The sequence below is a fragment of the Nesterenkonia halotolerans genome (genome assembly GCF_014874065.1).
Lineage (GTDB): Bacteria > Actinomycetota > Actinomycetes > Actinomycetales > Micrococcaceae > Nesterenkonia > Nesterenkonia halotolerans.
In genome coordinates, this window is the sequence record NZ_JADBEE010000002.1 from 23,728 (window position 1) to 49,877 (window position 26,150).

Annotated in this window: 25 protein-coding genes; 17 read left to right on the forward strand and 8 right to left on the reverse strand. The window is 67.6% G+C overall.

What is annotated here, in order from left to right; all coding sequences use genetic code 11:
* Positions 1 to 19 precede the first annotated feature (19 nt).
* From H4W26_RS10255 to pcaC, 3 genes are read left to right on the forward strand one after another with little or no spacing between them, the layout of a single operon-like run.
* Positions 20 to 1,435, forward strand: coding sequence for a lyase family protein (locus H4W26_RS10255; RefSeq protein WP_192592149.1), 1,416 nt, complete (start codon positions 20 to 22; stop codon positions 1,433 to 1,435).
* On the forward strand, positions 1,428 to 2,243 hold the full coding sequence (locus tag H4W26_RS10260; RefSeq protein WP_192592150.1) for an alpha/beta fold hydrolase: 816 nt from the start codon (positions 1,428 to 1,430) through the stop codon (positions 2,241 to 2,243). Before H4W26_RS10255 ends, H4W26_RS10260 begins: the two co-directional genes overlap by 8 nt.
* Positions 2,236 to 2,619, forward strand: a complete 384-nt coding sequence (gene pcaC / locus H4W26_RS10265) for a 4-carboxymuconolactone decarboxylase (protein WP_192592151.1) — start codon at positions 2,236 to 2,238, stop codon at positions 2,617 to 2,619. Before H4W26_RS10260 ends, pcaC begins: the two co-directional genes overlap by 8 nt.
* A 54-nt stretch (positions 2,620 to 2,673) precedes the next feature.
* Here the strand turns inward: pcaC and H4W26_RS10270 are convergent, their stop codons facing one another.
* Positions 2,674 to 3,909, reverse strand: coding sequence for a lipid II:glycine glycyltransferase FemX (locus tag H4W26_RS10270; protein ID WP_318779857.1), 1,236 nt, complete (start codon positions 3,907 to 3,909; stop codon positions 2,674 to 2,676).
* A gap of 258 nt (positions 3,910 to 4,167) precedes the next feature.
* On the opposite strand from H4W26_RS10270, the gene groL reads away from it, so the two are divergent.
* Positions 4,168 to 5,805 (forward strand): chaperonin GroEL, encoded by a 1,638-nt coding sequence (gene groL, locus H4W26_RS10275; protein WP_192592153.1) that lies wholly within the window; start codon positions 4,168 to 4,170, stop codon positions 5,803 to 5,805.
* Positions 5,806 to 5,890: 85 nt separating this feature from the next.
* Here the strand turns inward: groL and H4W26_RS10280 are convergent, their stop codons facing one another.
* The 6 genes from H4W26_RS10280 to H4W26_RS10305 form a co-directional block, all read right to left on the reverse strand.
* Entirely contained in the window at positions 5,891 to 6,181 is a 291-nt protein-coding gene (locus tag H4W26_RS10280) for a WXG100 family type VII secretion target (protein WP_192592154.1), read from the reverse strand.
* Positions 6,182 to 6,367: 186 nt separating this feature from the next.
* Positions 6,368 to 7,924 carry a sensor histidine kinase gene (locus H4W26_RS10285; protein WP_192592155.1) on the reverse strand — a complete coding sequence of 519 codons (1,557 nt, stop codon included), beginning with the start codon at positions 7,922 to 7,924 and terminating at the stop codon, positions 6,368 to 6,370.
* A 60-nt stretch (positions 7,925 to 7,984) separates the two neighbouring features.
* Positions 7,985 to 8,713, reverse strand: coding sequence for a response regulator transcription factor (locus H4W26_RS10290; protein WP_036473118.1), 729 nt, complete (start codon positions 8,711 to 8,713; stop codon positions 7,985 to 7,987).
* Positions 8,714 to 8,806: 93 nt separating this feature from the next.
* Complete coding sequence (locus tag H4W26_RS10295) at positions 8,807 to 10,465, reverse strand: DNA repair helicase XPB (protein ID WP_192592156.1); 1,659 nt, start codon at positions 10,463 to 10,465, stop codon at positions 8,807 to 8,809.
* Positions 10,462 to 12,690, reverse strand: coding sequence for a helicase-associated domain-containing protein (locus tag H4W26_RS10300; protein WP_192592157.1), 2,229 nt, complete (start codon positions 12,688 to 12,690; stop codon positions 10,462 to 10,464). The genes H4W26_RS10295 and H4W26_RS10300 overlap by 4 nt, the downstream gene beginning before the upstream one ends.
* A gap of 1 nt (position 12,691) precedes the next feature.
* Positions 12,692 to 12,955, reverse strand: coding sequence for a cell division protein CrgA (locus H4W26_RS10305; protein WP_192592158.1), 264 nt, complete (start codon positions 12,953 to 12,955; stop codon positions 12,692 to 12,694).
* Positions 12,956 to 13,059: 104 nt separating this feature from the next.
* Here H4W26_RS10305 and H4W26_RS10310 point away from each other — a divergent pair, with 104 nt between their 5' ends.
* Complete coding sequence (locus H4W26_RS10310; protein ID WP_192592159.1) at positions 13,060 to 13,443, forward strand: cold-shock protein; 384 nt, start codon at positions 13,060 to 13,062, stop codon at positions 13,441 to 13,443.
* A 2-nt stretch (positions 13,444 to 13,445) separates the two neighbouring features.
* Positions 13,446 to 13,841, forward strand: coding sequence for a DUF3027 domain-containing protein (locus H4W26_RS10315; RefSeq protein ID WP_192592160.1), 396 nt, complete (start codon positions 13,446 to 13,448; stop codon positions 13,839 to 13,841).
* 81 nt (positions 13,842 to 13,922) lie between these two features.
* Here H4W26_RS10315 and serC read toward each other — a convergent pair whose 3' ends face one another.
* Entirely contained in the window at positions 13,923 to 15,041 is a 1,119-nt protein-coding gene (gene serC / locus H4W26_RS10320; RefSeq protein ID WP_192592161.1) for a phosphoserine transaminase, read from the reverse strand.
* Positions 15,042 to 15,244: 203 nt separating this feature from the next.
* On the opposite strand from serC, the gene H4W26_RS10325 reads away from it, so the two are divergent.
* From H4W26_RS10325 to H4W26_RS10375, 11 genes are all read left to right on the forward strand, one after another.
* A complete protein-coding gene (locus H4W26_RS10325; RefSeq protein ID WP_192592162.1) occupies positions 15,245 to 15,973 on the forward strand; it encodes a metal-dependent transcriptional regulator in 729 nt (242 codons plus the stop codon).
* 464 nt (positions 15,974 to 16,437) lie between these two features.
* Positions 16,438 to 17,307, forward strand: a complete 870-nt coding sequence (locus H4W26_RS10330; RefSeq protein WP_225939997.1) for a C40 family peptidase — start codon at positions 16,438 to 16,440, stop codon at positions 17,305 to 17,307.
* 207 nt (positions 17,308 to 17,514) lie between these two features.
* A complete protein-coding gene (locus H4W26_RS10335) occupies positions 17,515 to 18,015 on the forward strand; it encodes an HNH endonuclease (protein WP_192592163.1) in 501 nt (166 codons plus the stop codon).
* On the forward strand, positions 17,999 to 18,652 hold the full coding sequence (locus H4W26_RS10340; protein ID WP_192592164.1) for an NTP transferase domain-containing protein: 654 nt from the start codon (positions 17,999 to 18,001) through the stop codon (positions 18,650 to 18,652). The genes H4W26_RS10335 and H4W26_RS10340 overlap by 17 nt, the downstream gene beginning before the upstream one ends.
* 57 nt (positions 18,653 to 18,709) lie before the next feature.
* Entirely contained in the window at positions 18,710 to 19,015 is a 306-nt protein-coding gene (locus H4W26_RS10345; protein ID WP_225939998.1) for a DUF6457 domain-containing protein, read from the forward strand.
* Positions 19,016 to 19,091: 76 nt separating this feature from the next.
* Positions 19,092 to 20,321 (forward strand): molybdopterin molybdotransferase MoeA, encoded by a 1,230-nt coding sequence (locus tag H4W26_RS10350; RefSeq protein ID WP_192592165.1) that lies wholly within the window; start codon positions 19,092 to 19,094, stop codon positions 20,319 to 20,321.
* A complete protein-coding gene (gene fdhD, locus H4W26_RS10355) occupies positions 20,321 to 21,166 on the forward strand; it encodes a formate dehydrogenase accessory sulfurtransferase FdhD (RefSeq protein ID WP_192592166.1) in 846 nt (281 codons plus the stop codon). Before H4W26_RS10350 ends, fdhD begins: the two co-directional genes overlap by 1 nt.
* Positions 21,167 to 21,170: 4 nt before the next feature.
* Positions 21,171 to 23,534: an FdhF/YdeP family oxidoreductase gene (locus H4W26_RS10360; protein ID WP_192592167.1), complete on the forward strand. Its 2,364-nt coding sequence runs from the start codon at positions 21,171 to 21,173 to the stop codon at positions 23,532 to 23,534.
* A gap of 160 nt (positions 23,535 to 23,694) precedes the next feature.
* On the forward strand, positions 23,695 to 23,898 hold the full coding sequence (locus H4W26_RS10365; RefSeq protein WP_036473143.1) for a cold-shock protein: 204 nt from the start codon (positions 23,695 to 23,697) through the stop codon (positions 23,896 to 23,898).
* 244 nt (positions 23,899 to 24,142) lie between these two features.
* The gene (locus H4W26_RS10370) at positions 24,143 to 25,459 is read left to right on the forward strand and encodes a TrkH family potassium uptake protein (RefSeq protein ID WP_192592724.1); all 1,317 of its coding nucleotides are present in this window, start codon (positions 24,143 to 24,145) and stop codon (positions 25,457 to 25,459) included.
* A complete protein-coding gene (locus H4W26_RS10375) occupies positions 25,452 to 26,150 on the forward strand; it encodes a potassium channel family protein (protein WP_225939999.1) in 699 nt (232 codons plus the stop codon). The genes H4W26_RS10370 and H4W26_RS10375 overlap by 8 nt, the downstream gene beginning before the upstream one ends.

Here is a 26,150-nt window from a genome sequence, read left to right on the forward strand (position 1 = left end):
CAGGAGCGTGCCCCCAGCCATGACCGGACCCTTCGGACTCCTCAACCCTGTATGGGCCGGAACCTCGACGGCACAGCTGATGTCCGAGGACGCTGTCCTCGCGGCGATGCTGCGTGTGGAGGCCGCCTGGGCGCAGACCCTCGTCGACGCCGGTGAAGCCGATCCCGCCAGTGCGGCAGCCATTCGACGGATCAGCGACGACCCGGCGCTGGCCGGACTGAGCACGCAGGAGATCGCCGCAGCGAGTCCCGGCGGAGGCAACCCAGTGATCCCGATGCTCGCCGCCGTCCGCGCCGTGCTGAAGCAGACGGGGGACTCCGATGCCGCGCTGCACCGCGGGGCGACCAGCCAGGACATCCTGGACACGGCACTCATGCTCCTGGTCCACGAGGCCGCCCGGGGCATCGGCAGGGATCTGCGCCGCGCCGGAGAGGCGCTGAGCAGGCTCAGCCATGAACACCTCGAGACCCTGTGCGTGGCGCGCTCGCTCACTCAGCATGCCCTCCCCACCAGCTTCGGGCTGCGCACCGCGGGGTGGCTCGATGGACTGACCCTGTCCCTGCAGCGTCTCGAGCGGGCGGCCGATGGGCTGCCGCTGCAGTGGGGCGGCGCCGCCGGCACCCAGGCCGCGCTGCAGGATGCATTCGGCGCCGAGAAGGCCAGTGCGATGACCGTGGCCCTGGCCGCCCGGCTGGGCCTGGCACCCATGCGTCGGCCCTGGCACACCCAGCGCCACGCCATCCTGGAGATCTCCTCAGCCCTGGCCGAAGTGCTGGCCCAGCTGGGCAAGGCGGCGGGGGACGTGCTGACCCTGCAGCGGCCCGAGATCGCCGAGGTGCGTGAGCCCCAGGCCGCGGGACGCGGCGGGTCCTCGGCCATGCCCCAGAAGCAGAACCCGGTGCTCTCCACCCTGATCCGCTCGGCGGCGCTCGCGGGCCCCGGTCAGCTGAGCACGGTGTACGCCGCAGCCACAGCAGCCGAGGACGAGCGGCCGGCCGGCGGGTGGCACGCCGAATGGCCCAGCCTCGCCGAACTCGTGCGGCTCACCGGTGGTGCCTCAGCACGGGCGGCCGAACTGTTCGAGGGGCTCCAGGTGCGCCCTGACTCCATGCAGGCGAACCTCGCACTCAGCGGCGACGCGGTGCTCAGTGAGCGTGTGCTCTCGCGGCTGAGCGGGAGCTTCCCCGGCGGAAAACAGGCCCTCCAGCAGCTGCTCAAGCGCAGCGCCGTCGAGGGCCTGTCGCTGCGCAGCCTGTTGCAGGAGCATCTTCAGGCTCACGAACTGAGCACCGAGGGGCTTGACCAGCTGCTGGACCCCACGGGGTACCTTGGCTGTGCCCAGGAGTTCATCGCCACCGCCGTCGCAGATTTTCGCGAGGTCTCCGGCGCAGCCGACGCCCATTCACCAGCAGAAGGAGCCGCCGACCATGTCTGAATCAGTGCTCACCCTCACCCCGCAGCTGCTCGCCGGCACACCGGATGACCTGCGCAGCGGGAGCCGTCCCGTACTGGTGCTCGGGCCGTCCCTGGGCACCAGTGTCTCGGTGCTCTGGGGTCCCAGCCTGGCGCATCTTGAGGATCGATTCACTGTCATCGGGTGGGACCTGCCCGGACACGGAGAGGCGGAGCCATTCACCGAACGGTTCGAGATCGACGACATCGCTGACGCGGTCGAGTCGCTGGTCGCCGATCTGCACACCACCCATGGACTCCCGAACGATCTTCCGGTCTACGCGGCCGGGGTCTCCATCGCCGGCACCGTGAGCCTGATGCTGTCTCTGCGTCCCAGCACGCGGTTCACCCGCCTGGTGGCGCTGTGCACCGCCGCGAAGATCGGTGACCCCCAGATGTGGGCCGAGCGGGCCGAGCTGGTCAGCAGCGCGGGCACTCCCACGATGGTCGAAGGTTCGGCGAAGCGCTGGTTCGCGCCGGGCTTCATGGCCAAGCATCCCGCCGTCGTCACCTCGCTGCTGGACTCGTTGCAGCATACGGACCGGCATTCCTACGCCCAGGCCTGTCGCGCGCTCGGACGCTATGACCTCACGACCGAGTTGGACGGGATCGCCCGACCGCTGCTGGTGATCAGCGGAGCCGAAGATCCGGTGGCGCCGCCGTCCGCGGTCCAGGACATCGCCGACACCGGTCTGGCCACCACCGCCGTGCTCGACGGCGTGGCGCACCAGGCTCCCGCCGAAGCCCCCGAAGCCACCGCCGGCCTGCTCAAGGAGTTCCTGCATGACTGAATCGACCTACGACCACGGCATGAAGGTGCGCCGCGAGGTGCTCTCGGACGCCCATGTGGACCGGGCGGAAGCCAAGAAGGACGCGTTCACGGAGGACTTCCAGGAGCTCATCACGAACTACGCCTGGGGCAGCATCTGGACCCGGCCAGGCCTGGACCGCCCCACGCGTTCGGCGATCACGCTCACGGCGCTGATCGCCGGAGGCTACTGGGAAGAGCTGGAGATGCATATCCGTGCCGCGCTGCGCAATGGACTCACGGAGGATGAGATCAAAGAGGTCTTCCTCCAGTCCGCGATCTACTGCTCGGTGCCCGCGGCGAACACGGCGTTCAGCATCGGTCGCCGCGTGCTCGAGGAGGAGCGCCCCGGCTCGTGAGGAGCAGCTCCTCCCGAGGCGGGGCGCTCCGCCTCAGGATGAGCCTGCCGCTGTTCAGCGGCGGGCCATGTAGACGGAGAAGGCCTTCGCCAGCAGCGGGTTGACCGGGTAGTCCCATTCGCCGAGGGTCTGGACCACATCCGCGCCCATCGTGGTCTTGAAGCGGGTCAGTCCGGCCAGCGGATATTCCGGATCCAGCGAGGGGCTGAGCCCGCCCAGGTCATACCAGTGGCAGCCGGCCTCCAGGGAGTCCTCGATCTGACGCAGCTGCAGCGCCCGCGGGGCATAGCGTTTGCGCTCCTCCCCGGAGGAGGCTCCATACACGTACCAGGCGAACTCACCCTGCCGCACATAGATGGCGGCGGCGAGAAGCTGATCCTCGAAGTGGGCGAGGTAGAGCGTGCACTGGCTCAGGGGTGAGGCGTTGAGCTCCCGGTGCATGTTCTGGAAGTAGGAGAGCGGCCGGCCGGTGAAGCCGTCACGCTCAGCGGTCTCTGTGTAGAGCTTCTGCCAGGCGGGGAGGTCTGACTCGTCACCCACGCGGATGCTCAGCTCGGAGCGGGTGGACTTCTTGGTCTGTCGGCGCGAGGACTGGTCCATCCGGGCCAGGACCTCGTCGATCGGCAGGGACTCGCCCTGCTCGTCGGTCAGCGGGATGCGCGCCTGGAACTGCGGCTGCCCGGCCTCGAAGTCGGTGCTGGGGGCCGGGGGCTGGAAGCCGAGCTCGCTGAGCTGCTGCTGCCAGGTCTCGGTCTGGGTGGACCCCACCGTGCTGGAGCCGGCTGCCACGGATCCGGGCACACCGGTGTCCAGGGGTGTCAGCTCGGAGATGCTGGTGTTCTCCCCGGCGGCCAGCGCCCGCCGGACCTCTTTGGCCTCCCAGCGGCGCAGCACTCCGGGCAGCCCCACGCGGACCAGGAACGCCCCGGAGGACTTCAGGTGCTCGATCAGCGGCGGAAGGATGCGGTGCAGGTCGGCGGTGCCGGACTTCATCACCGGTCCCTCGGCCATGTAGGCGAGCCCCTTGCCACCGAGCACCGGCACGGCGGCGGGGATCGGAAGACGACGGAAGAGCACCAGGGCGGCGGCCACCGGCGACGCATCGGCGGGGGCCGAGGGGTCGAAGAGGCCGAGGCTCTGTGACTCCCACTCCCGTTTCACCTCAGGCCATCGCGGATTCTGCAGGAAGGACGACAGGGCCTGATCAGCAAGGAAGCGCGTGTGCTCCTCCGCGCTGATCGGGCGAACGTCGTACGCAGCGGCAGCGCCGGAATCTGTTTGCTCAATCACCACCCCAGCGTACCGTCTGCGCCGTGGGCTCAGGGGTTTGCACTCACCAGGGGAGAGTGCTAAAAATTGACTAGCACTCTCGTGTCGAGACTGCTAGAGGAACCTGAGCAGGTGAGGCCACACAGATGTTCCCGGTGACGCGGGAACGGCCGTCCGTCGCGGGCACCTGGAATGGTTCGACCCAGCAGACGCGAACACGTCTGACAGTCACACACCACGGCTTGAGACAAGCCGAGTCCAGGAAGGACACGCGCCACTATGGCAAAGACTATTGCATTCGATGAAGAGGCCCGCCGCGGCCTCGAGCGCGGACTGAACGTCCTCGCCGATGCCGTCAAGGTCACCTTGGGTCCCCGCGGCCGCAACGTCGTGCTGGAGAAGTCCTGGGGTGCCCCCACGATCACCAACGACGGCGTCTCCATCGCCAAGGAGATCGAGCTGGACGACCCCTACGAGAAGATCGGCGCCGAGCTGGTCAAGGAGGTCGCGAAGAAGACCGACGACGTCGCTGGCGATGGCACCACCACCGCCACCGTCCTCGCCCAGGCCCTGGTCAAAGAGGGCCTGCGCAATGTCGCCGCCGGCGCTGACCCGATGGCGCTCAAGCGCGGCATCGACAAGGCCGTCGAGGCCGTCACCGCCGAGCTGTTCAAGTCCGCCAAGGAGATCGAGACCACGGAGCAGATCGCTGCCACCGCATCGATCTCCGCCGCTGATCCGCAGATCGGCGCCCTGATCGCTCAGGCGCTGGACAAGGTCGGCAAGGAAGGTGTCATCACCGTCGAGGAGTCCAACACCTTCGGGCTCGAGCTGGAGCTCACCGAGGGCATGCGCTTCGACAAGGGCTACCTCTCCGGTTACTTCGTCACCGACGCCGAGCGTCAGGAAGCGGTCCTGGAGGACCCCTACATCCTGATCGCCAACTCCAAGATCTCCTCGGTCAAGGACGTCATCGGCGTGCTCGAGCAGGTCATGCAGTCCGGCAAGCCGCTGCTGGTCATCGCTGAGGATCTCGAGGGTGAAGCCCTCGCCGCACTGGTGGTCAACAAGCTCAAGGGCACCTTCAAGTCCGTGGCCGTGAAGGCACCGGGCTTCGGTGACCGCCGCAAGGCCATGCTGGCCGACATCGCCATCCTCACCGGTGGTCAGGTCATCGCCGAAGAAGTGGGCCTGAAGCTGGAGAACACCACGCTGGAGCTGCTGGGCACCGCCCGCAAGGTCGTCGTCACCAAGGACGAGACCACCATCGTCGAAGGTGCAGGCGACGCCGACGAGATCGCCGGACGCGTGGCCCAGATCAAGGCCGAGATCGAGAACACCGACTCGGACTACGACCGCGAGAAGCTGCAGGAGCGCCTGGCGAAGCTGGCCGGCGGCGTGGCCGTCATCAAGGCCGGTGCCGCCACCGAGGTCGAGCTCAAGGAGCGCAAGCACCGCATCGAAGATGCAGTGCGCAACGCCAAGGCTGCTGTGGATGAGGGCATCGTCGCCGGCGGCGGCGTCGCACTGATCCAGGCCGGCGCGCGCGCCTTCGCCTCGCTGGAGCTCACCGGTGATGAGGCCACGGGTGCGAACATCGTGAAGTTTGCCGTGGAAGCACCGCTGAAGCAGATCGCCATCAACGCGGGCATGGAAGCCGGCGTCGTGGCCGAGAAGGTTCGCGGCCTGCCCGACGGCCATGGCCTCAACGCCGCCACCGGCGTCTACGAGAACCTGCTCGAAGCAGGGGTCAACGATCCGGTGAAGGTGACCCGGTCTGCGCTGCAGAACGCCGCCTCCATCGCTTCGCTGTTCCTCACCACCGAGGCAGTCGTCGCCAACAAGCCGGAGAAGCACTCCGCCGGCGCAGGCGCCGAGGGCATGGATCCCATGGGTGGCATGGGCGGCATGATGTGATCCTCTGATCACCTCACCGCGGGCCAGCCCGTTGAAGACCCCGTCGCAGACTCAGTCCGCGGCGGGGTCTTCTGCTGTGCCCGACTCAGCGGCCGAACATGGCCGTGTTCGCCGATTCCGTCTCCTCGTACTGAGTCGACGCGGCGGTCATCGCCTGCCGAACACTGGCCAATGACTGCTCCACCTGCGCCTGCGTGGAGCGCCACTGGGTCAGCACCTCCTGGAAGGCCATGGACGCCGAGCCCTTCCACGAGTCCTGCAGCTGGCGCAGCTGGGACTCCATCGAGCTGACGTCCGTCTGGATCCGGCTCAGCGTGGCCTCCACGGTCTGACTCTTGGCCAGCAGCTCCGCGGTGTCGATCTGAAGCATCGCCATGTCTCTCTCCTTGCCCGGCCGGGCGCACCCGGCGCTGATCGGCGGTTCGGGCGGGGCCTGCTGCCCAGCCCTGATCCGGAGCCTAGCCAGCCTGAATCCCCAGGGGTCGCCGGCCGTTTCGGTGTGGAGAACACCGGCGAAGTGCCGGAGATGCCATGTCCTGGGGAAGAGCTGGATGCCGCGGCCTCACTCGGAGGCGTGGTGCTCCCGGGCGGCGGCACGGAGCTGATCAAGCTCCTCGTCGTCGATGTCGGTCTCATGGTCGCTCTGATCCTCGGGGGCGACCATCGGCAGTCTCAGCGTCATGGTGGCGCCGCCGCCTTCCGTGGTGCTGTGCCGCACCGTGCCGTCATGCTGGGAGGCGATCGCCGCGCAGATGGCAAGACCCAGCCCGGTGCCTCCGGTCTCGCGCTGGCGGGAGTTGTCGGCCCGGAAGAAGCGATCAAAGATCTTCGCCGCATCCTCCTCAGCGATTCCTTCGCCGTGATCGCGGACCTCCAGCACGGCATCGGTGGCGCCGTCCTCCCGGGTCTGCGTGCCCACGGCGAGCTCCAGCGGAGTGCCGTCAGGGGTGTAGCGCAGGGCGTTGGTGACCAGGTTCGTGACGATCTGCCGGATCCGACCCTCGTCTCCGAGGGCGGGTGCGGGTGCCGGGGTGGCACCGGTGAGTCCGATGACTTGGGTGGTGCGATCCGGGGCGTTGACCGCCAGGTCCATGATCGCGTCATGAGCGATCAGGTTCAGATCCAGCGGCGCCTGCTGCATGGGGCGCTGCTCATCGAGGCGGGCGAGGGTGAGCATGTCCTCGACCAGCTGGCCCATGCGCTTGGCCTCGGACTCGATCCGGCCCATGGCCATGCCGACCGCCTCCGGATTGTCGCTGACTCCGCCCTGCCGATACAGCTCCGAGAAGCCTCGGATGGTCACCAGCGGCGTGCGCAGCTCGTGGGAGGCATCCTGGATGAAGCGCCGCATGTTCTCCTCCGAGGCGCTCTTGGCCTGGAACGCGGTCTCGATGTGCTCGAGCATCACGTTCAGCGAGCGCGAGAGCCGGCCGATCTCCGTCTCCGGGGGAGCAGTGGTCTCCACCCGCTGGGAGAAATCTCCTCCGGCGATCTCCGCGGCCGTCTTCTCCACGTGGAACAGTGATCGGAAAGCCCGGGTGACCAGCGCATAGGCGATGGTGGAGGCGCCGAGCGTGGCCAGCAGGCCGATGGTGGCGACCAGGAAGGTCGCCCGCTCCACCGACGTCTCCACCGGCTCCAGCGGCAGACCGACGGCGAGCGTGTCCTCCCCGTTCTCCAGCGGTATGACGTGCACCCGCCAGCCGCGGGAGCCCTGCTCCGTGCCGGGGACATCCATCGGCTCGCCCCACTGCTCGAGGACTTCATCGAACGTCATGTTCGGTATCTCGGGGATGTCCCCGCCGTACCCCGCAGCATGTGTGGAGTTTGCCTGCAGCAGCTCGCCCTCGGAGTTCATCAGGATCCCGTAGAAGCGGAAGATCGACTGACTGTCACCGAACTCGGGAGCGCTGCGCCGGGTCAGGTACATCGAGACGCTGTTCGCATTGGACTCGATGTCCTCGTCGAGGTTGCGCAGCAGCTCCTGACGGAACAGCGAGGCGGACACGAAGGTGGTCACGAAGAGGGTGAGCACCAGCAGCCCGGACATGATCAGCACCAGCTGTGTGCGCAGCGAGGACTTGCGCCATGTCTGGGTCAGGGAGCGGATCGGGCGCATACGCAGACCTTACGTGCCGCAGGGAAGTTCAGGCGAGGCGGGATCCGGCCGGCGCCGGGCCTACAGTCCCTGGGACCGCTGGCGACGCTCCCAGGTCTGCAGCACGTAACCCACGCCGCGCTTGGTCTGGATCATCGGGGCGCCCTCGGAGCCTGATTCGATCTTTCGACGCAGGTAGGAGATGTAGGACTCCACGATGGAGGCGTCTCCGTTGAAGTTGTACTCCCACACGTGATCCAGGATCTGCTGCTTGGAGAGCACCCGGTTGGGGTTCATCATCAGGTAGCGCAGGAGCTTGAACTCGGTGGGGGAGAGCTCCACCATCTCGCCCCCGCGACGGACCTCATGGGCGTCGTCGTCGAGCTCCAGGTTGTCGACCACGATGACGGCGTCCTCGTCCTCGAACGGGGCGGTGCGGCGCAGCACGGCGCGGATGCGGGCCACGACCTCGTCCAGGGAGAACGGCTTGGTGACGTAGTCGTCGCCGCCCACGGTCAGCCCGGTGATCTTGTCATCGGTGTCATCGCGTGCGGTGAGGAAGAGCACCGGGAAGTGCTTGCCGGCTGCGCGCAGTCGACGGGTGACGGTGAAGCCGTCCATATCGGGCAGCATCACGTCGAGCACCGCCAGATCGGGCTGGAACGTCTCGGCGGTCTCCAGGGCCTCGCGGCCATTTCCGGCCGCAGCGACCTCGAAACCGGCGAAGCGCAGCGAGGTGGCGAGCAGTTCGCGGATATTGGGCTCATCGTCGACGACGAGCAGCTTGGCTTCAGGAGTCTTATCAGTCACTACGCCAGTTTCCCCCTTATTTCTGGAAGATTGCTGGACGTATCCTGTCTGCCGCATGGTGTTCGTCTGGGCTCGAACGAGGGCGGCGATGCCTCACACGATGTCTTCTGCGTCCAGGATCGAGTACCCGTAGCCCTGCTCGGAGAGGAACCGCTGCCGCCGCGCGGCGTACTCCATATCCACGGTGTCCCGGGTCACCACCGAGTAGAAGTGCGCGCGCTTGGGATCCTCTCCCTCGGCCGTCTCGCCGGGCCGCAGCAGGCGGCCCAGTCGTTGAGCCTCCTCCTGCCGGGAGCCGAAGGTCCCCGAGACCTGGATCGCCACCGAAGCCTGGGGCAGGTCGATGGAGAAGTTGGCGATCTTGGAGACCACGAGCACCTCCAGCTCTCCCGCGCGGAAGGCATCGAACTGCTTCTGCCGCGCGGCGACCGAGGCCGAGCCGGTCAGCACCGGAGCCCCCAGCTGTTCACCGAGGCGCTCGAGCTGCTCAACGAACTGACCGATCACCAGCACCTGCTCGCCGAGATAGCGGTGCCTGTTCACCAGCCGCGCCACGACGTCGTCCTTGACCTCGGCGCCGGCGGCGATGCGGTGGCGCTCCTTGTCCGGAGCTGCGGCGTAGTCCATGCGCAGCCCGCGTGGAAGATCGGTGCGGACCTCGATGCAGGTGGCCGGCGCGATCCACCCCTGCGCCTCCATCTGCTTCCAGGGCGTGTCATAGCGCTTCGGGCCGATCAGCGAGAAGACCTCTCGCTCGCGCCCATCCTCGCGGATCAGCGTGGCGGTCAGTCCCAGCCGGCGGCGGGCCTGCAGGTCAGCGGTCATCCGGAAGATCGGGGCGGGCAGGAGGTGGACCTCGTCGTAGATGATCAGCCCCCAGTCGTGTCCGTTGAGCAGCTCCAGGTGCGTGAAGAGCTCGTTCTTGCGCGAGGCCAGCACCTGGTAGGTCGCGATCGTGACCGGACGGACCTCCTTGCGTGCACCGGAGTACTCTCCGATCTCCTCCTCGGTCAGTGAGGTGCGCTTGATCAGCTCAGCCTTCCACTGCCGGGCCGAGACCGTGGAGTTGACCAGGATCAGCGTGATGGTTCCGGAGGTCGCCATGGCCGCGGCGCCGACGAGGGTCTTTCCCGCCCCGCAGGGCAGCACCACCACTCCGGAGCCGGCCTGCCAGAAGTTGTCCACGGCTTCCTGCTGATATCCGCGCAGCGCCCAGCCGTCCTGGCACAGCTCGATCGGATGCGCGGTGCCGTCGACGAAACCGGCCAGATCCTCCGCAGGCCAGCCCAGCCGCAGCAGCTGCTGCTTGAGCTCTCCACGGGCCTGGCCGTGCACCGCGACGGTGGTGTCGTCGATCTGGGGTCCCAGCAGCGAGGTCAGCGTCTTGGCGTGGAGCACCTCGCTGAGGATCCCCTCCTCCTGGCTGCGCAGCACCAGGCCATGGACCGGGTCCTTCTCCAGGCGCAGCCGCCCGTAGCGGCTCATCGTCTCCGCGATGTCCACCAGCAGCGAGTGGGGGACGGGGAAGCGGGAATGGTTCAGCAGGGTGTCCACCACGTACTCGGCGTCGAACCCGGCAGCCCGCGCGTTCCAGAGTCCCAGCGGGGTGATGCGGTAGGTGTGGATGTGCTCCGGTGCGCGCTCCAGATCCGCGAAGGCGGCCACGGCTCGGCGGGCCACATCGGCCTGCGGGTGATCGACTTCCAGCAGGACGGTCTTGTCCGACTGGACGATCAGCGGTCCATCAGTCATCTCTCTCCTTCGCGGCTGGGTTGCATGCCTGACTCTTCCACGGCGGCGATGCGGTGCAGCATCACGACGGCTTCGCCCTCATCCTCACGCACCCGGATGCGGACTCTGCCGGCGTTCATCGCGGTGGGCACTCCGGTCACGTGGTGGGTGCTGCCCTGCGGAGACACGCGGGTCAGTGTCACGGAGCGCCGGGCGGCGAGCGCTGAGCGCAGCGTGCCGATCACATCTGAGGCGACGGAGGAGTCCGACGACGGCGCGGCCAGCCCCGCACGGTGAAGCGCGGCCGCCGCGGTGGCAACCTCCTCGCTCTCGGGTGCGACAAGATGCGGGCTGGTGACCCTGGAGTGCTCCCAGGGGGAGGCCTCCAGGGACCAGGAGGCCGTATGTTCAGGGGAGGAGCCGAGCATCGGCGCCCCGGAGTCCCTGCTCTGCGCCGGTGCCGCGTTGGCCGTGCGGGCACTGTTGAACCCGGCAGTGGTCAGTGCCTGTTCAAGGGCGGTGGGACTGGCCTCGCAGATCAGCACATCCTCGCCGACCACGTGGAGCCCGAGTCCGCTTAGCTCAGGGTGCTTCATCAGAGCGTCACGCTGCTCGGCGTCGGTGACCCTCAGCCACGCACCGGCCGGGGCGATCTGTACGCCGCGCCAGCTGCGGGCCGCATCGGTGATCTGGGTGCTCAGTGAGCTCGGCAGCGGGGTCAGACTGTGCTTCTGCAGCCAGGAGAGCATCGATGCCGCGCTCCATCCGCGGGCCAGTCCGCGGTGCAGCGACTCCGTGCTGAAGCGGAAGGTGGGCACGGCGCCGTGACCTTCACGCTGGGCGAAGTCGCTCAGCGCCGTCGCGCTCGGTGCCGAGAGCGAGCCGGTCGCGATGGCGGTCAGGTCCGACTGCACCAGAATCGTGTCCACCTGGGAGGGAAGTGAGCGGCCCAGCTGCAGCGCGAGCCCCGTCAGGCCCGCAGCCCAGGGTGTGCCCGAGGTCGCAGCCTCCGGAGCGTCGGCAGATCCACCGGAGTCGAGCAGCGCCTGGCCAGCCGCGCTCAGCGTGCCCACTGCGAAGAGCCCGAGCCGTTCCGCCTCGCGCACCAGCCATGGCAGCAGATGCCCGACCCGTGCGCTGAGCAGCGGCCGGTCCCAGGCAAGGCGTCGAAACAATGCTCCGCGGAGGGCATCGGCGCCGGGGAGGTCATCCTCGGGCAGGTTCAGGGCGTAGAGCAGCACTCGAGGAGCCGCGGCGTCAGGAATGAGGTCACGCGCGGTCTGCAGCAGCACCCGGCGCAGCGCCTCGGCGTCCCCGCGCTGACGATCCAGGGCCAGCGTCGGTGCGATCCTGCTGGTGGGATGGGGGCCGCGCAGCAGCATCGGCGCTCGCGGAGCGATCAGCCACCCGGAGACCAGCAGCTGATGCTGGTGTTCGCGAGCTGCGGCGCTCCACTGCTCCGCGAGTCTGCCCGGCGCCCACGCCTGGGAGTCGTTGAGCTCAATCAGCCCGCAGCTGGCCGTCAGCTCCAGCAGCCAGCCGATCTCGCCGACGCTCGCGTCCGAGCCCACCGAGGCGCCGAGACCCGGCTCGAGGGTGCCGCTGCGGCGGGTGCCTGTGGTGGCACCCCACCGGGTGGACTGCGCGACGATCCGGCGCAGCTCCCGCATCCCCACTCCTCCCGTGCGAAGCGTGGCCGCGGGGGTGTGGGCGAGCAGGCCGAGCAGCTCTGTGACGTCGTCCAGGAGGTCTGAGATCACCGAGAGCGAGGCGTTCTCCGCCATGGCCGCCGAGATCGTCTCGGTCTCCTGCTCCGGCGGTTCCACCTGGAGCAGGGTGGGAAGCTGTGGATGCTGGGCTTGAAGAGAATCCAGGATGTGCGGCATCCGCGCCGGCGTCCCCCAGCGGGAGGACGTCTCCGGAGCCGTCGCGGTACCTTCCGCGGCGAAGAGGAGGCCGGCCGTCTCCAACGAGGCGGCGATCTCGGGATCTACCTCGGGGGCCGGCGTCGGGGTCTGCGCAGCGGCACTGCGGGTCAGCGTGCGCAGCAGGCGCAGCGCGGGAGCGTCAAGTCGCTGCAGGTGTGCGCGGATGGAGGTCTCGGAGCTCATCCGGATCGCCAGCACGGTGAGGTCCCCGGGAGCCTGGTGCAGCAGATCCGGGCGGAGTGAGAGCAGGCGCGCCAGTTGATCCTCGTCCCAGCGGGAGAGGCGGTCGAGCAGGGATTCCAGGTTCAGCAGCGTCACTTCAGCCGAGGCCGCGGCGACGGCGTCCCGCCGAGAGCATCAGGTGCGCCAGCATCAGCACGAAGCCCAGCGGCAGGCCCCAGAGGCCGACGGCGTAGACCGCGGGATGAGGCTGGTTCTGCAGGAAATACATCACCAGGATGGCCACCAGCGCGAGGCCGGACACACCGGCCACCACCGTGCCGGACCACAGCAGCACCGCTGGTGCTCGGGAGGCGGCGCGCGGGCTCTCACCGCTCAGGGACGCGCTGGTGGAAGTGGACATGGGTCGATTCTAGCGCGCGGGTTCTGGCTCGGGCGCCGACGGCGGTACTCTGGAGGCCTTGATCATCAGTACCCATCTCCAACGATTCATGAGGTAAGAGCACCGTGCCAACCGGGAAAGTGAAGTGGTTCGACGCCGAGAAGGGCTTCGGCTTCCTGACGTCAGACGACGGTCAGGAAGTGTTCCTGCACTCCTCCGCCCTGCCCGCGGGAGTCCCCAGCGTCAAGGCCGGTGCGCGCATGGAGTACGGCATAGCCGATGGACGTCGCGGCAAGCAGGCGCTGTCTGTGCGGCTGCTTGAAGAGGCGCCCTCGGTGGCCCGGGCCTCGCGCAAGCCTGCCGAGGAGATGGCAGAGCTTGTTCAGGACCTGGTGAACGTGCTGGACAACTCCACCGGTCAGCTGCGCAACGGGCACTACCCGCAGACGGCGCAGTCCAAGAAGATCGCCGCCATGCTGCGCCGTGTGGCCGACGAGTTTGATGCCTGAGCATGACTGAGAACACCATCACCGAGCCCGCATCGCGACCACGCCGCGCCGCGAAGCCGAAGGCTGACCCGACCCTTGCCGAGGCGGTCGACCTGGCCCGCGAGGCGCTCGCCGAGATCACCGAGGACTCGCAGATCGGTCCGCACCTGAGCATCAGCGCCGAGGCGGACCGTCTGCTCACTCACCGCTTCGCCGCGCAGAAGCCTGGCTACCGCGGCTGGGAGTGGTTCGTCACCGTGGCCCGCGCTCCGCGCGCCAAGAAGGTCACCGTCTGCGAGCTGGGCCTGCTCCCCGGGGAGGACGCCCTGATCGCCCCGGAGTGGGTGCCCTGGGTTGAACGTATGAACGACGAGGAGAAGGAAGCTCACCGGGTCGAGCAGGAGTCCGCCGAGGACTGAGTCGCCGGCCCTGTCCGTGGGTGCGACGGCAGCCCCGCTGGGGTGCTGCTCAGCGACCCTGCACTTCAGCGCCCCTCTACCTCAGTGACCCAGCACGTGGTCGATGCAGTTCAACAGCCGCGTGACGTCCTCCGGGTCGATGGCGCTGAAGGTGGCGATCCGCAGCTGATTGCGGCCAAGCTTGCGATAGGGCTCGACATCGACGATGCCGTTGGCCCGCAGCGTTGTGGCGAGATCAGCGGCGTCGACCTCGTCGGCGAAGTCCACCGTGGTGATCACATTCGAGCGTTCGGCCGGGTCGGTGACGAAGGGCTGAGCCAGCTCATGGGCCTCCGCCCAGGCATACACCCGTCCGGCGGAATCCGCCGTGCGGGTCGCGGCGAAGTCCATGCCACCGTTGCCATTGAGCCAGCGGACCTGTTCGTTGAGCGTGACCAGCGTGGCCAGCGCAGGAGTGTTGTAGGTCTGGTTCTTCCGTGAGTTCTCGATCGCGGTGGTCAGCTGCAGGAAGTCCGGCACCCAGCGCTCGGTCTCGAGCTGCTCGGCCCGTTCGATGGCGGCCGGGGACATCATCGCCAGCCACAGCCCGCCGTCGGAGGCGAAGTTCTTCTGCGGCCCGAAGTAATAGGCGTCGGTCTCGGTGACGTCCACCGGGAGTCCGCCGGCGGCGGAGGTGCCGTCGACCAGGACCAGCGCGCCCCCGTCAGCGCCGGGCACTCGCTTCACCGGCGCTGCAACACCCGTGGAGGTCTCGTTGTGCGGCCACGCGTAGGCGTCCACACCAGCTTCGGCTGCCGGGCTGGGCAGTGTCCCAGGTTCCGCGCTGAGGATGCTGGAACGCTGAAGGAAGGGGGCCTTGTCAGTGGCCTGGGCGAACTTCGAGCCGAACTCGCCGAAGGCGAGATGCTGAGCCTTCTGCTGGACCAGGCAGAACGAGGCGATGTCCCAGAACGCGGTGGAGCCACCGACGCCGAGGATCAGCTCGTACCCATCCGGAGCGCCGAAGAACTGGTGCAGCCCCTCGCGGACCTCTGCGACCAGGTTCTTCACTGGCGCCTGCCGGTGAGAGGTCCCCAACAGTTTCATCCCCGCCGCGGAGAGTGCCTCGATCTGGGCTGCGCGCACCTTCGAGGGCCCGGCGCCGAAGCGGCCGTCCTGGGGCAGCATTTCTCGGGGGATGGTGATGCGCTGCTCAGACATGGAGACTCCTATATATAGGGCAGAGTTGCTGGTGGCGATCGGACGAGGGGCCGGGGCCTCCGGTGGTCGGGCGGGCACAACAGGTTCAGCACCATTGCCGGGGCGCTCAGGTGCCGATCTATGCTGTACAGCAGCTGCTTCCACCAGGACGAACAGCGCCGGGCCCAGGTTACCAAGGCGCGGCGCAAGAGAGAGAGTCATACGTGACCGATCTGATCGACACCACCGAGATGTATCTGCGCACCATCCTCGATCTCGAGGAGGAGGAGATCGTCCCGCTGCGCGCCAGGATCGCAGAGCGCCTCGAGCATTCAGGGCCCACGGTGTCCCAGACCGTTGCACGCATGGAACGAGACGGTCTGCTCGTGCTCACCGCCGATCGGCGACTCCAGCTGACCGAGTCGGGGCGGGGGCTCGCCGTGCAGGTGATGCGCAAGCACCGGCTGGCCGAACGTCTGCTCTCCGATGTCATCGGCCTGGAATGGCCCTATATCCATGAAGAGGCCTGCCGCTGGGAACACGTGATGAGCGAGCGGGTGGAACGTCGACTCGTCGAGATTCTGCAGTCCCCGGTGGAATCGCCCTACGGCAACCCGATCCCCGGACTGGAGGAGCTCGGCGTGGTGCTCCCGGCGGTCCAGCCCACACCCACGAGAATCACACTGCGGCAGGCGGCCGAGACCGACCCCGACGGCACATCAGGAGCCCAGTGGCAGGTGAAGCGTCTGGCGGAGTCCATCCAGATGGAGCCCGAGGTGCTGGAGCAGCTCCTCGAGGCTGGTCTGCGCCCCGGCGGAGCTCTGCGACTGCGGGGTCTGAACCAGGCTCACGTGATGCTCGAGGTCGCGCCTTCTGCGGAGCCCCCCTTCGAGGTCGAGCTGCCGCTGGAGGTCGCCCAGCACATCTTCGTGGCGGAGATCCTCGCCGGCTGAGTGCCCGCTGAATGGCTCCTGATTGCGGGGATGTCACGGCCGATGACGCAGAAGATCACAAAAATATCGGGAGGTCGTGATCTCTCTCGAGATCTTGTCAGAATAGCGTCAAGGCGCGCTGATCAGGGGTTTTATAGGCCGTCCAAGAGATCAGCGGGGGCCTGAAGGGTGACGTGAGAACCTCAACGCCAGGCATTTCTCCACTGACCGTGACCTGAGCGTGACAATTTTATCGATCTGTTATACCGTCGTACTCGTGCTCGCGGCCGCTGTCCGATGTCGCAAGCTCCTCCAGTCAGATCTCCTCCTGCCGCTGACCGGGGCCGTTTGAAAAAACTACCGCTAGGCAGGGTGCGGAGCACCGCGGTCAATCTAGACCTGAAGATGGTGAGCTTCCCGGCTTGCACTTCACGAAGGCGGTCCCGCAACTTACAGGGAGAGGTTTCCAAGAAGTGACTGACAACATGACTTTCGTCTCACGCCGTGACCGGCGCCGCCAGGCCAAGCCTTCACTGGCTCAGGCCGTGGCATCCAACGCCGGCACCGTGGGACGAGGCGCCGCGGTTGCCGTGGCAGCTTCGGGCCTGGTGATCACCTCCGGAGTCGCCGCCAACGCATCCACCAACGTCGAGACCCCCGAGGTCACCACCCTTGAGGTCGCAGCAACTGGTCTCAGCGTGGAGCGCGCCAGCAACACCTCCTCGGTTGCCGTGACGGCCTCCCGTGAGGTTGAGCTCTCCTTCGACCGCCCGGTCGTCACCTCCACTCCTGCACCAGAGCCCGAGCCGGAACCGGAGCCAGTCGTCGAAGAGGCTGCCGCAGTGGTTCCCGCCTCCCCGCAGGTCGAGCAGGAAGCCCCCGCCGAGCAGGCGCAGACGCAGCAGGCCGCTCAGCAGCAGGCACAGCAGGCCGACACCGGTCAGCAGGCCACGGGCAACACCCAGGTCGCCTCCTCCGAGCCGGCACAGACCGAAGCACCAGCCTCCAGCGGCGGCAACGGCTCGGTCGTCGGCGCAGCGTATGCAGGCCTCGGCAACCCCTACTCCTACGGCGGCAGCAGCACCAGCGGCTGGGACTGCTCGGGATTCATCAACTGGGCCTACGCCCAGGCCGGTGTCTCCGTGCCCCGCAGCACCTACGCCATGATGGGCTCCATGCGGCAGGTCTCCTCCCCCTCACCGGGCGACATCGTCATCCAGAACGGTGGCAGCCACGCCGCCATCTACGTGGGCAACGGTCAGCTCATCGGCGCGAACAACCCCCGCGTGGGCACGGTGCAGTACTCCCTGAACTCCCCGTACTGGTCCAACACCATGTACCTGAGCGCCAACTGACGCGTCAGCACTGAACAAACCTCGGCCGCAGGGCGCGATCCCATCAGGGATCGCGCCCTGCGGTTTTTTCTGTTCCCTGCCCCAGCGTCTATATTGAGCCTGTACAGGCAGAGCAGGACAGCTGTTGAACCCTGTGAGAGACGTGCCGAACCCCGCGACGCGGCGGCCCGGCTTCCCGAGCAGGGGTGAACGCACGGGAGCCCCGATATGCGCACACTGGTGCTCAATGCAGGCTACGAGCCTCTGAGCGTGGTCACGTCGCGTCGCGCCGCTGTATTGGTCATGCGCGGCAAGGCCAGCGTGCTGGCCGAGGACCGCATTCCCATCACGACGCCCACTCTGATGGTGCCCCGACCGGCGGTGATCCTGCTCCATCACTACGTGCGAGTGTCTCGCCACGCGCCCGCAGCCCCCTCGCGAAGGAGCATCCTGCGTCGCGACGGTCGCCTGTGCACCTACTGCTCGCGACCGGCCGCGACCGTGGACCATGTCATCCCTCGCGCCCGCGGCGGGGACTCCAGCTGGGAGAACCTGGTGGCCTGCTGCGGCGCCTGCAACGCACGCAAAGGAAGCAAGACTCTCGACGAGCTGGGCTGGACGCTCACCATCACTCCGCAGGCACCGCCGCACCACGTCTGGATGCCGGTGGAACTCGATGCGCCGCGCGATGTGTGGATGCCCTTCCTGAGTCATGCCCGCGCCTGTTGAACCCGTCCTGCAGGCGGTCCTGCTCGCGGGCGGCACCGGCAGTCGCCTGGGCGGCGAGGACAAGGCGCTGCTCATGCGCGGGGGCAGCACACTGCTGAGTCGGTGGTTGGAGGAACTGGAGTTGCGGAAGATCCGCACCGCCGTCGTCGGACCCGTGCATCTGCGAGCTCAGGTGCGCGAGGGAGTGGATCTGGTCCAGGAGGAACCGGCATTCTCCGGTCCGGCCGCGGGGATCCTGGCGGGAGCCCGCGCCCTGCAGCACAGCGGCCAGCTCGGGGAGGGCCCGAGTGCGACGCTGGTCCTGGCAGTGGACCTGGTCTCGCCCGGACCGGTGCTCGAGTGGCTCCTGGCCCAGCTGGGTGCGGCGACCGCCGCCGATGCTGTGCTTCCCAGGGACGAATCAGGGCGAGACCAGTATCTGTGTATGGCTGTGCCCACCGCCTGGCTGCAGTGGCGCGCGCAGGAGCTGGGCCCGGCGGGACTCGCGAACGCCCGGGCCCGCACACTGCTGGACGGGTTCGACGGCGTCGGAACGCTGGTGCGCCCGGTGATCCCGGCGGAGCTCGGCGCCGATATCGACACGGTGGAGGATGCCCTGCGGTGGGGGATCGACCTCCCAGGTGCGGCCGGGCGTTGATGCTGTGAGATTCTGGAACGAACCACGAACCGTCTGCGCATCGGCGAAGGAGCTGGCATGACAGAAGGCAGGATGACAGAAGAAGAGGACCACACCCGGGAGTCCATCGAGCTCTGGGTCAGAGAACTTGCCCACCACCTGGAGATCGACGGCGTGCAGATCGACGTCGACGCGATCCTGGCCCTGGCAGGGGAGGCGGCCCACACCGTGGTCCGCCCCGCGGCACCCGTGACGACCTACCTCGTCGGCTACGTCGCCGGGCTCGCCGAGGCCACCGGTCAGGCCGACTTCGCCACCGCTTCCCGAGCCGCCTCGAACGTCGCGTCCCAGCTTCTTCAGCGTCGGTCCGGAGCGGTGGGCTGAACGCGACGCAGATGGCTGTGGACCAGCGGAGGCTGAGACCGTCCCCTGTGCGGAGGCCTTCGGCAGGAAGACGCGCATGCTGAGCTTCAACGAGGCGCGGTCGCGCGCCGCCTCCGTAGACCCGCTGGCCGCGGTGACCGTGCCCCTGGAACAGGCCGCGGGACACATTCTCGCGGAGCCGGTCCACGCCGCCCAGGATGTGCCCCATGTGGCGACCTCGGCGATGGACGGCTGGGCGCTTGCGGCTCCTCTGCAGAACAACCAGGCGCCCGCCGGTTGGACGCTGCGGGCCGAGGCTGTGCACAGTCCGGTCCAGCAGCTCGCGCCGCTGGAACCCGGTGAGGCGGCCGAAGTGGTCACCGGCTCTCCCGTGCCGCAGGGGACCGTCTCGGTGCTGCGCAGCGAGCATGGAATCCTCGACGGACGACTCCTTCGCGCCGCCGCCGCGACTCCCGACACCGCGCCTCGTCGCAACATCCGGCCCGTCGGCACCGAATGTCCCGCGGGGACCCAGGTGCTCTCGGCCGGCACCCTGCTGACCCCGGCGCGCGCCGCCATCGCGGCCGTGGCCGGTCGCGATCGACTCGCAGTGGTCCCGCGTCCCAGGGTCCACCTGGTCCTCACCGGAGAAGAGGTCATCACCAGCGGCATCCCCTCCGGCGGCCAGGTGCGCGATGTCTTCGGACTCGCGCTGCCGGGGATGCTCACCGAGATAGGGGCCGCCTCCGTGGCCTCGACACGGCTCGGGGACGATCACGAGGCGCTGGCCCGCGAGCTTGCACAGCTGCTCGAGGCCGGCGCGACGGAGCTGATCATCACCAGCGGGGGCACCTCGCATTCCCGCGCTGACTCGCTGCGCCCGGCCCTGCGACGCCTGGGTGCCGAGCTGATCACGGATTCGGTGGACATGCGACCCGGTCATCCCACGGTGGTTGCCCGACTCCAGGGCTCCGCCGGGACCGTGCATCTGCTGGGTCTGCCCGGCAATCCGCTGGCAGGGTTCGCCGCGCTGGCAGCAGTGGGAACACCGCTGATCGGCGCGCTCAGGGGTGTTCCGGAGACCGAGCGGACGCGTACGCTGAGCCTCACGGCCGGTGCGCGGATCCACGGTGCTGACCACGGGGTGCGTCTGCTCCCCGTCCGGATCAGACCGGAGGGTGCGGTGCCGCTGGAGCACAGCAGCTCCCATATGATGCGGGGACTGGCCGACGCGGATGCGCTGGCCATCGTGACTCGCGGCGGCGCGGACCCGAGAGAGGTGCTTGAGGGTCTGGACGTGCCGGGACAGCGAAGGGGAGGACACTGATGGGTCGACTCACACAACGCCGACGGGTGACCACGATCCGAGCTGAGGGCAGCGTCACCAAGGTGGATCAGCTGGCGGTGGAAGAGCCCCTGGAGCTGCGCCTGGGCGGAGAATCCTTCACCGTGACCATGCGAACCCCCGGGCACGACTTCGAGCTCGCCGCAGGCTTTCTGGTGGCCGAAGGAATCATCTCCACACGGGAGGACCTGCGCAGCCTGCGCTACTGCGCCGGCACCGATGAGCTCGGAAATCAGACCTACAACGTGATCGACGCCGAGCTGGACACCCCAGTGCCCCTGGCCACCCGGCTGCAGGCCCGCAACGTGCTCACCACCTCGGCCTGTGGCATCTGCGGGACGACCTCCATCGACGCGGTGGAGAAGACCCTGCCCGCTCGGGGTCCCGCGCAGCTGCGCATCGACGCCGCGACCCTGCTGCGGCTGCCCGAGCTCATGCGCACCGAACAACAGGTGTTCCGCAAGACCGGCGGGGTCCACGCCGCGGCCCTCTTCGATGCTCAGGGCACGCTGCTGTGCCTGCGCGAGGACGTGGGACGTCACAACGCGGTGGACAAGGTGGTCGGCTGGGCGCTGACCCAGGAGCGGCTTCCGCTGAGCGGCACCGTCCTGCAGGTCTCCGGGCGGGCCTCCTTCGAACTCGTGCAGAAGGCAGCCCTTGCGGGCATCGAGATGCTCGCGGCGGTCGGGGCGCCGTCGTCGTTGGCAGCCGACCTCGCTGAGCGTTCGGCGCTCACACTTGCCGGGTTCTCCCGGGGCGGCTCGATCAACCTCTACACCCACCCTGAACGAGTCCACGTGGAACAGCTCGCCGAACAGAGGATCTGACGTCATGACCAAGAAGCGCAGGGACACCGTTCAGGACGGCTCCGTCCGGGGACGCCGCGTGGCGTTCAAGGACATCGACGAGGCGGACCTCGAGGTCCACGACCCCAAGCCCCATGCTGCCGGGATGAAGGCAGTGGAGGTCTCCTTCGCCCGCGGCCTCGCCCAGGGTGGCCTCTCGCGCACGGTGCGCTCGATGTACCGGGTCAACCAGTCCGGCGGCATGGACTGCCCCGGCTGCGCCTGGCCGGAGCCGACCGAGGGGCCGCGCAAACCGGTGGAGTTCTGCGAGAACGGGGCCAAGGCGATCGCCGAGGAATCCACCACAAGGATCGTGACCCCCGAGTGGTGGGCCGAGCATTCCATCGCGGAGCTCGAGACCAAGACCGAATACTGGCTGGGCCAGTCGGGCAGAATCACCCACCCCATGGCGATTCGCGCGGGGGAGACCCACTACCGGCCGATCAGCTGGTCCGAGGCCTTCGAGACCATCGGCGAGCATGTGCGCGCGACGACGCCGGAGCGCTGCATGTTCTACACCTCGGGCCGCACGGCCAATGAGACCGCCTTCCTCTATCAGCTCCTCGCGCGCTGCCTGGGGACCAACAACCTGCCCGACTGCTCCAACATGTGTCATGAGTCCTCCGGGACGGCGCTGAATCCCACGATCGGGATCGGCAAGGGGACCGTCTCGCTGCAGGACCTCGAGCACTCCGAGCTCATCTTCGTCGTCGGTCAGAACCCCGGCACGAACCATCCGCGCATGCTCGGCTCTCTCGCCCAGGCGCGGAAGAACGGGGGCAAGGTGGTGGCGGTCAACCCGCTGCCGGAGGCCGGGCTGATGCGGTTCAAGGACCCGCAGACCGTCAAGGGAATGGTGGGGGACGGGGACCGGATCAGCGATGAGTTCCTGCAGATCAAAGTGGGAGGAGACCAGGCGCTCTTCCAGGCGCTCGGGCACCTGCTGCTGCAGCGTGAGGCCGCCGATCCCGGTTCCGTGGTGGACCGCGAGTTCATCGAATCCCGGACCAAGGGGTACCAGGACTACGCGGCGGCCCGGAGCACCATCGACTGGGCCGAGATCGAGAAGGCCACGGGCCTGGCGCGCACCGAGATCGACCACATCGCCGATCTCATGGCGGCCTCGAAGGCCACCATCTTCTGCTGGGCCCTGGGCCTGACCCAGCAGCCGCATTCGGTGGACACGATCAAGGAGATCGTCAACCTCCTGCTGCTGCAGGGGAACTTCGGGAAGCCAGGCGCCGGCGCCTGCCCGGTGCGCGGACACTCCAACGTCCAGGGCGACCGGACGTTCGGCATCTGGGAGCGCCCCACCGAGCCCTTCCTCGCCAGGCTCGACGCCGAGTTCGGCATCGCGTCGCCGCGCGCGCACGGCTATGACTCCACCGACGGGATGTCCGCGATGCATGCAGGAGAGGTCGATGTCTTCGTCTCCATGGGCGGGAACCTCGCCGCGGCCAACTCCGACACCGCGGTGATGGAGGCTGGGTTGAAACGGACCGGGCTCACCGTGCACATCTCGACCAAACCCAATCGGTCCCATGTGGTGCATGGGGAGACCTCGATCATCCTGCCCACGCTGGGACGCTCGGATCGAGATGACAAGCATCCCGGCGGCCCCCAGTTCCTCTCGGTGGAGAACTCCATGTCAGTGGTCAGCTCCACCCGGGGACGGCTCGAACCGGTCTCCGATCACCTGCTCGCCGAGCCCGTCATCATCGCCCGCATGGCCCAAGCGATCTTCGGCCCGGACCACGTGGTCGACTGGCAGGCGATGGCTGAGGACTATGACGTGATCCGTGATCACGCCTCCCGGGTCGTGGAGGGCACCGAGGACTTCAATCGCCGGGTCCGCGACAAGCAGGGTTTCGTGCTGCCGAATCCACCGCGCGATCACCGTTCCTTCGCCACCGCCGATGGCAAGGCAGGGTTCACCGTGCGGGAGCTGGAGTATCTGGACCCGCCGGAGGGTCACCTGGTGCTGCAGACCATGCGCTCCCACGATCAGTACAACACCACCTTCTACGGCCTCGACGACAGGTATCGGGGGATCTCCGGAGGGCGCCGCGTCATCCTGATCCATCCTGAGGATCTGGCGGCGACCGGCTTCGCGGACCGGGATCTGGTGGACGTGGTCTCGGTGTTCCAGGGTGAGGAGCGCCGCGCTGAGCGGTTCCACCTCGTCGCCTATCCGACGGCGCGAGGCTGCGTCGCAGCCTATTACCCGGAGGCCAATGCGCTGACCCACCGGGGCCTGGTGGCCAGGGAATCGAACACCCCAGGATTCAAGGCGATGATGGTCAGATTCGAGGCCCGTGCCGAAGAAGCCGCGATACATGAGGACTCGTAGTGACCTCAGTGGATTATTAGCGTAGGCTGACGGAGTACTACATGGCTTCTGCAATTCTGCCGTTGACCCAGTAGACACCGCCTCTGGCCGGCCAGGCTGGTTGCGGAACATGCATCGTGAGATCGATGCGTAGCAAGAGCAAGTATATTAAGGAAACATCATGGCCACTGGCACAGTTAAATGGTTCAACGCTGAAAAGGGCTACGGCTTCATTGCCCCCGAAGACGGCTCAGACGATGTCTTCGTGCACTTCAGCGCGATCACCACTTCCGGCTTCCGTTCCCTCGAGGAGAACCAGAAGGTTGAGTTCGAGACCGCCCGCGGCCCCAAGGGTCTGCAGGCTGAGAACGTCAACCCGCTCTGAGCTTCTCTGAGTTCGCCGAGGATGGCTCTTTAGCCGTCTGACGCTGAGCATCTCGGGTTCGATGAACAGAACCTCAAAAGATCGACCCCCTGTCTCCGCTGATGCGAAGACAGGGGGTCGATCTGGTTAACGCTCCTTCCGGCCCGCCGGTGGCCGGTGGATTGAAGCTTTTCGCCGCACAGGTCTACGATTCAGCTTTGTGACTCAACCTGAGCCCGCGACCGCGCGGGTGTCGCTTCGCCGGATGACCCCGGTGCAGCTCATCTTCCTCGGCTTTCTCCTGGTGACAGGCCTCGGTACGGGCATCCTCATGCTCCCTGCGGCGACGGCCGCCGGCGAGGAGACCAGCTTCATCCACGCCCTCTTCACCGCCACCTCTGCGCTCTGCGTCACCGGCCTGACCGTGGTGGACACCGGGGCCCACTGGTCGGCGCTGGGCCAGGTGGTGATTCTGGTCCTCATCCAGCTGGGCGGGTTCGGGGTGATGACCTTCGCGACCGTGGTGGGCCTGATCGTGCTGGGCCGCCTCTCGCTGCGGTCCAAGCTGCTTGCCGCCGCGGAGGCCAAGAGTCTGGGGCTGGCGGACCTGCGCTCGCTCATCCTGGGCATCGTGAAGATCTCATTGATCGTCGAGCTTGTGCTGACGGTGATCCTGACCCTGCGCTTCTGGCTGAGCTATGAGATGACGTTCGGCGAAGCCCTCTGGCAGGGTCTCTTCCATGCGATATCAGCGTTCAACAACGCTGGGTTCTCGCTCTTCAACGACTCGCTGATGCAGTTCGTGGGGGACCCGGTCGTCTGCCTGTCGATGGCCGCCGCGATCATCCTCGGTGGTCTCGGCTTTCCGGTGATCCTGCAGCTGCGCCGTCGTTACCGCACCCCGAGGCTCTGGTCCATGCACACCCGGATCGTCCTCTGGGCCACCACCGTGCTGCTGGTGGGCGGCACCGGGTTCATCCTCGCGCTGGAATGGTCGAATCCCGCCACCCTGGGCCCGCTGAACTGGTCCGAGAAGCTCCTCGCCAGCTTCTTCCAATCCGTGCAGACCCGCACCGCCGGCTTCAACAGCGTGGACATCTCCGCGATGGAGCCGACCACCTGGCTGGGCCTGGATGCCCTGATGTTCATCGGCGGAGCTCCCGCGGGCACCGCCGGCGGCATCAAGGTGACCACCTTCGCGGTGCTGCTGTTCATCCTCTTCGCCGAGCTGCGTGGAGGCGCTGCGGTCAACATCTTCGGCAAGCGTCTCTCCCGCGCGGTGCATCGTCAGGCGATCTCTGTGGTGCTGCTGGCCACCGCGCTGATCGTGCTGGTCACCGGCGCGCTGATGCACCTGACCGGGCTCCCGCTGGACCAGGTCCTCTTCGAGACGGTCTCCGCCTTCGCCACAGTCGGACTCTCCACCGGCATCACCGCGGACCTGCCCGCGGTCGGCCAGGCGCTGCTGGTGCTGCTGATGTTCATCGGCCGCGTCGGCCCGATCACCTTCGCCTCCGCTCTCGCGCTGCGTGAGCGTCGCACCATGTATGAACTGCCCAAGGAAAGGCCCATCATTGGCTAATTTCAAGCTCTTCGGAGGCACCAACCCGGGCGACGTCGCCCGTCCAGACTCGGTGGCAGTGATCGGACTGGGCCGTTTCGGGCGCGCACTGGCGCTGGAGCTGATGGCTCACGGCACCGACGTGCTCGGGATCGATCGCGATGAGAACGTGGTGCAGTCACTCAACGGCAAGCTCACTCATGTGGTCGCTGCCGATGCGACCAACGAGGAGGCGCTGCGGCAGCTCTCGGTGGACGAGTTCGACCACGTGGTCATCTCCATCGCGTCAAACCTGGAGGCCAGCATCCTGGCCACCTCGCTGATGCTGCAGTTCAACATCAATGAGCTCTGGGCCAAGGCCGTGAGCGAGGCGCACCGGGCGATCCTGGAACAGCTCGGCGTCCGTCACATCGTCTTTCCGGAACAGGACATGGGCCGTCGGGTCGCGCACATGGTCCGCGGCAGCCTGCAGGACTACATCCTGATCGACGAGGACTTCGCCCTGGCCAAGACCACCCCGCACCAGGGCATCCTCGGAAAGCCGCTCGGCGAGCTCGACGTGCGACGCCGGCATGGAGTCACCATCACCGCGGTGAAGCATGCCGGCGGGCACTGGGAGCCGGCGACGGCGCAGACGGTGCTTGCCGCCGAGGACGTCATCCTGGTCTCAGGTTCGGCGAAGAAGGCCGAAGGGTTCAAACGACTCCGCTGA